This is a genomic window from Marinagarivorans sp. (assembly GCF_982758155.1).
Map to the genome: position 1 here is coordinate 1 of NZ_CEXWTU010000281.1, position 5,548 is coordinate 5,548.

Consider the following 5,548-nt stretch of genomic DNA (forward strand, 5'->3'; position numbering starts at 1 on the left):
GCTGAAAATTAATCCACGATGGTTTTTATTTCACCTTGAAAGGGCTGCCCTAATGGCCTATGTCCATATAGGCTCCGGCATGCGCCCCTAATCTGAGTATTTAATAATGCTTTTAGAGAGCTCGTTGATAATACCTTCTAGTTTCTGGTCGATGAGAACACCTTTTTCTAAATGATATAATGCTTTGGTTGCTGCCGTTGTGAAAAGACTTAAAAGCTGTTCTTCTTGCGCATCAGTAAGGCCCAGAGCAAAGAAAGAGCCTTCTACTTCGTGCACCATTTCATCTAAGATTTTTATGTTGCCAGCTTTATGGATTTTTTGTTGTTCTTGTACAGCTGTGAGTTTTTTATGTGCAGTAATAACGGTTTCTCTTACTTTGGTGTTCTTGGCTGCTTTCCCTTCTTGCGCTTGTTGGATGTGCGCTAACTTGTTTTGAATGCCTTCAATTAACGTCATTAGGTGGTCTTTAAGGCGAGATGCGTTGTCGTTGTCTTCAGGTAAGTTTTTGATGACTAGAGCGATGCCGTCGCGACCGATGATTAATTTCCGGTTGTGCTCATGAATACTTGGCCCATTATTTTTTAATCGTTGAAGTAGTGTGATTTCAAGTTCAGAGGCTGAGTTGCTACTGCTGTGAAGTGCGCTTTCGGTATCGTTATAGAGTAGCACGGAGCCGCTTAGATTGAGGCCTGTTAAGGCTTCAATGATGCAGTGTGCTAATTCCTCAGTATTGTTGACGTCAAAGCAGGCGCGTAAGAATGACAATATAATGCCTAGATCACCGGAGTCTCTCATTGCGCTCATGGCAATAGAGTTGGCCGCTTTTGCGGCTACGGTAAGATTTGTATGCTGTGCTTTGTTTTTAAGTGCGGTTTTTATTTTTGACAATAAAACCTCACCATCAAAAGGCTTAACGACATAATCGCTGGCGCCAACATCAAAGCCTCGAGTGATTTCTTGTGTTGAATCATTGGCTGAGAAAAAGATAACTGAGATTTGCTGTAGGCTTGGAGTACTCTTGATTTTTTGGCAGGTTTCATAGCCGTCTATGCCGGGCATATTGATATCAAGTAATAATAATTCGGGGATTTTTTCTTCACTTGCGGCGGCAAGGTTTTCTAGCGCTTGCTCCCCGCTGGTGGCCACACTGATTGTGAAGTGGGCTTTGAGTGTGCCGAGCGTTGCTTGAATCTCGGAGGGAGAGTCATCAACAATCATGATTCGAGTTTTGCTTTCAGTGCTCATATTCAGGGCTCGGCTCAAGGGTGACTGTGCAAGTAAGATTCGATACAGTTTGCCAATTTTGTAAGTTCAAATTGATTAAAAAGGTCAACCATTTCTTTAATGTCGTCATTGCTTTGTGTTTCAGCGTCCAGGGCATCCAATTTATCTTGGGCTAGGCCGATATCACATTCTAGATTTTCCAGTACGCAAGCTAATGTTTGTGTTATATGGGCTTGATTGTGCTGAGCGGTGCCTGTTGTTGTGTTGACTTTGTTCTGCATTTCAATGTGTTGGTGACAGGCTTCGATAGTGAGTGAAATATGTTTTTTCAGTTCATTCATTTGTTGTTTTGAGGGCAGAGCTCGTTGCCCGCATATTTTTTCTAATGAGCCGCCGAGTTCAGAAAGCTTGGTGGCTCCAATGTTACCGCCGCCACCTTTTAGGGTGTGGCAAATTCGCTTGGCGGTTTGCCAATCTTTTTGATCGAGCGCTTCGCAAAATGCCTTAAAAGTGTGGGTGTTGCTTTTGGCAAAACTCTGTACGATCTTATTGATGAGCTTTGTATTGTTTTTGAGCCGCATATTCACGGCTGGCATATCTAACACCGCTTGTGGTTGCGTGGTGCTGGAAGGGGTTGTTTTGGTCTGTAGATTTATTGGCGCTTTGATCTCAAAGCTCGTGAATTTGGTGATAAGCCCGATGAGTGTTTCGTAGCTAAAGGGCTTGCCCAAAAAACCGTTGAAGGAGGCGCTTGCGAGCTTTGTCCTCATCTCGGCCTCGTTGTGCCCCGTCATAGCAATGATCGGTGCTGTTGAGAAACTTCTTATTGCTTGCGCGGTTTCGAAGCCGTCGAGATCAGGCATCTCGATGTCGAGGAACAGTGCATCTAGCTCGTGCCGCTTGGCAATTTCAATGCCTACTCGACCGGAATCTGCAAAGTAAACTTTGCAGTCAACATCTTCTAAATACGCTTCAGCGATGTGCAGGTTAGATGGCGTATCGTCAATGAATAAAATATGAGGCTGTGACATGATAAAACAGAGGCTCGAGTTCTTAGTGACACTTAAAGTCTAGCCTCTGTTGTGAAATGTGCCGCGTCCTATCTTCATTACTTGAACTAAATTTTAGCGAATGCTAAAAAGAGTGGCCGAAATGGTTTCAGGCGCAGCGCTGATCTAATCGCAGTATTGGCAAAGGTAGGCGGTATCGATAACTACCGTTACGTCAAAGCTTGAGTTTGCAGGAACTTCAAACACTTGTCCGTTACGAAAGGTACGCGGAGCGCTTTCGCCGGGTAGCGTTACAGTGAGCTCCCCTTGAACAACAGACATTATTTCTTTTTTTTCAGTACCAAAGGTATAGTCGCCGGCCAGCATGATGCCAATAGTGGCAGGTAGTGAACCGGAGCCATGGATTTTACTTTGCCGTCAAAATATTCGTTTACAGTTATCATTTTTGTCTCCTCTATAAAACGCGCGCCATTGTAAAATAACGGCTGCAATAGTCCACCAAGATTTGCTAAGAGAGTGCAATGCCCGCGAAACACCCCGAAAAAGATCGCAATTTTGACGATTTAACCCAGCGCTTTGCGCGCAATATCTATCAAACCCCAAAAGGGAAGCTGCGCTTAGCGATATTAGAAAGAGATTTTGGGGTTATCCCTAATACGTCCCCCTTAGATGTGCTTGATGTGGGGGCAGGGCAGGGCCAGTTCGGTTTATGGCTGGCGACACAAGGCCATGATGTGACATTGGTTGATGTGTCTGCGGAGATGCTGGCGAAAGCTAAAAATGAGGCGGCGGGCGTGAATTTTGCTATCGCACCAACATTTATCCAGCAAGATCTGTGGGCAATGTGTGTTGAAAGGGAGTCTAACAGCTGCGACTTGGTGGTGTGCCACGCAGTTTTGGAGTGGTTGGAGCATCCGCTAGAGGCGGTTGAGAAGCTTGCTGCACTGGTGCGCCCAGGCGGGTATCTATCGCTTCTTTTTTACAATATCCATGGCTTGGTCTTTAAAAATCTGTTGCGGACGAATTATAAGCGTGTGCTGAAGGGCGATACCAAAGGCCAGAGAGGGAGTTTGACGCCAATCAATCCATTGGCGCCAATGGACGTTCTGGGTGTGATAGAGCGGCTAGGGTTAACTACGCTGGCGCACAGTGGGGTGAGAGTTTTTCATGATTACATCTTGAATCGAGAAAATAGACTGCGCGATTATGAGACGGTAGAGGCGTTGGAGTTGAGCTTGTCTAACCAAGAGCCTTATCGTGGATTAGGCCGTTATGTGCATGTGTTAGCACAAAAGAAAATGGCGTCCCCAGCTGGAATCGAACCAACATCTAAGCCTTAGGAGGGCCTCGTTTTATCCATTAAACTATGGGGACTGCGTTGAGGTGTTATCCTCAATCGGACGCAATTCTAGCAACCTTTAACCCGTGAGCCAAATGGTTGCTTGTAATCGCTGAAAGTTTGTACTTTATATCACCGTTATGGTTGATTCTCACGCTTACTTTCTTGAAGCAAAGCTTGAATCTCTTTAAGTAACTTGTTGCGTCCAAGTATTAAGCGCCAAACGCTACCTCCGTTTTGTCGCCACAAGATCGAAGCGCGTATTGCGGCGAGTAGTAAGGCGCGAATTTGGTCGGCAACGCGTTGTTGTTGTAGGTAGGTGTATTCCCCTTTCACTTGAACGCGGTAGGAGAATGTACTGATGGTTTTGCTGTAGATGTCGGCAATATTACTGATGACATTGTCGTGGCTAATGCCAAAATGTGTCGTTTGATGTTTGGCGTCGTTCAAGCGCTTCCCAACAGTCGCGAGCATATTTTTATTGCGTAGTAATTTACCCGCCAGATTATTGATGCCAATGGCATAACTGATTAAATCTTTCTGCTCGTTACCTATGCTTTCGCTGAGCAGGCTTTCGGTGGTGGTAAGCCCGCGTTCCAGTCGCCCGAGGCTGCTATAAACACTTAGCGTAGACTCGGGGTTATCTTCAAGCAGGCTCTGGATGCAAGTTTCAAAGTCTTGACTGTTTAGATAGCCTGTTCGAGCGATCTCTTTCACTAGGTGTAGGGCCTGAAACATCCCGGCAAGAGCAATGGCTTGGTTTTGTGGGGCGCTGTAATTCATAGAGCGTTTTAATCTTCTGTGTGATTTTGGCTAGCAAAGGTGCTGTGTGATTTTTTAGTGGGCTGCATTGATGATCGCACCGCCGAGGCAATGCTCACCATCGTAAAAAACAGCGTATTGGCCGGGGGTTATTGCTCGCTGAGGTTCACCGAAGCTGACTTTCAGGCCGTTCACCGATTGCCCCAGGTGATTCGTTGTTGCAAAGGGCTCGATGTGACAACTCTGGTCGGGTTGGCGGTAGCGTGTTTTGGCGCTACAAGTTTTTGGTGCCTCTAAGGTCGTTGGGTTTATCCAATGGCAGGCTTCAGTTGTTAGTGTCTGCGCCATGATCAATGGATGGTATTTTCCCTGCACCACAACAAGTTCGTTACTTTTAAGATCTTTGATTGCAACGTACCAGGGCTCTTCTGGTGCACCAGCAACACCGCCGATCCCCAAGCCTTGGCGCTGACCAATAGTGTGATACATCAAGCCCTGATGGGTGCCGATGATTCTACCGTCTTCAGTGACGATATTTCCCGGCTGGGCTGGTAGGTATTGCGCCAAAAAATCTTTGAAGCGACGCTCGCCGATAAAACAAATGCCTGTACTGTCTTTCTTGTTGTGCGTTATCAGGTCGTGTTTCTCGGCGAGTGCTCGGACTTCAGGTTTTTCGATGTTGCCGATGGGGAAGAGTGTTTTTGCAAACTCTTCCCCGCCTACCGCATGCAAAAAGTAAGACTGGTCTTTGTTGGGGTCCAAACCCTTGAGTAGTTGAGTATGGTCGCCGACATTTTTTGTGCGGGCATAGTGGCCGGTGGCGATGTGGCTTCCGCCTAGCATCTCGGCATACTGTAAAAAGACTTTAAATTTAATCTCTCGGTTGCAGAGAATGTCAGGGTTTGGCGTTCGCCCGGCTTTATATTCGGCTAAAAAATACTCAAAAACGTTGTCCCAATATTCGGCAGAGAAATTGGCGGTATGCAGTGGGATTTTCAGTTTGTCGCATACGGCTTGAGCGTCGGCAAGGTCTTGTTTAGCGGTGCAGTATTCGGTGCCATCATCTTCATCCCAGTTTTTCATAAACAAGCCTTCAACTTGAAAGCCTTGCTCTTTCAAGAGTAATGCCGAAACAGAAGAGTCAACCCCGCCGGACATGCCGACAATAACTTTGTTTTGATTGGGAGGGATGGGTGCCATGGTGATTAATTCT

At 46.3% G+C, this 5,548-nt stretch carries 6 protein-coding genes and 1 tRNA gene; 1 reads left to right on the forward strand and 6 read right to left on the reverse strand.

Annotated elements, in window-relative coordinates:
* Positions 1 to 87 precede the first annotated feature (87 nt).
* The 3 genes from AC3A8L_RS19345 to AC3A8L_RS19355 form a co-directional block, all read right to left on the reverse strand.
* Complete coding sequence (locus tag AC3A8L_RS19345) at positions 88 to 1,245, reverse strand: response regulator (protein ID WP_487963915.1); 1,158 nt, start codon at positions 1,243 to 1,245, stop codon at positions 88 to 90.
* Between the two features lie 14 nt (positions 1,246 to 1,259).
* Positions 1,260 to 2,255: a response regulator gene (locus AC3A8L_RS19350; protein WP_487963916.1), complete on the reverse strand. Its 996-nt coding sequence runs from the start codon at positions 2,253 to 2,255 to the stop codon at positions 1,260 to 1,262.
* Positions 2,256 to 2,399: 144 nt separating this feature from the next.
* Positions 2,400 to 2,600, reverse strand: a complete 201-nt coding sequence (locus AC3A8L_RS19355; RefSeq protein WP_487963917.1) for a pyrimidine/purine nucleoside phosphorylase — start codon at positions 2,598 to 2,600, stop codon at positions 2,400 to 2,402.
* Between the two features lie 155 nt (positions 2,601 to 2,755).
* Between AC3A8L_RS19355 and AC3A8L_RS19360 the strand changes: the two genes are divergently transcribed.
* Positions 2,756 to 3,574, forward strand: a complete 819-nt coding sequence (locus AC3A8L_RS19360) for a methyltransferase domain-containing protein (RefSeq protein WP_487963919.1) — start codon at positions 2,756 to 2,758, stop codon at positions 3,572 to 3,574.
* On the opposite strand, the gene AC3A8L_RS19365 is transcribed toward AC3A8L_RS19360, so the two are convergent.
* The 3 genes from AC3A8L_RS19365 to mnmA all read right to left on the reverse strand — a co-directional run bounded on the left by AC3A8L_RS19365 (position 3,534) and on the right by mnmA (position 5,535).
* Positions 3,534 to 3,608, reverse strand: a tRNA-Arg gene (locus AC3A8L_RS19365). The two genes, AC3A8L_RS19360 and AC3A8L_RS19365, sit on opposite strands and share 41 nt — an antisense overlap.
* 103 nt (positions 3,609 to 3,711) lie before the next feature.
* On the reverse strand, positions 3,712 to 4,356 hold the full coding sequence (gene hflD, locus AC3A8L_RS19370; protein WP_487963918.1) for a high frequency lysogenization protein HflD: 645 nt from the start codon (positions 4,354 to 4,356) through the stop codon (positions 3,712 to 3,714).
* Between the two features lie 54 nt (positions 4,357 to 4,410).
* Complete coding sequence (mnmA, locus tag AC3A8L_RS19375; protein ID WP_487963920.1) at positions 4,411 to 5,535, reverse strand: tRNA 2-thiouridine(34) synthase MnmA; 1,125 nt, start codon at positions 5,533 to 5,535, stop codon at positions 4,411 to 4,413.
* Positions 5,536 to 5,548: the final 13 nt, after the last annotated feature.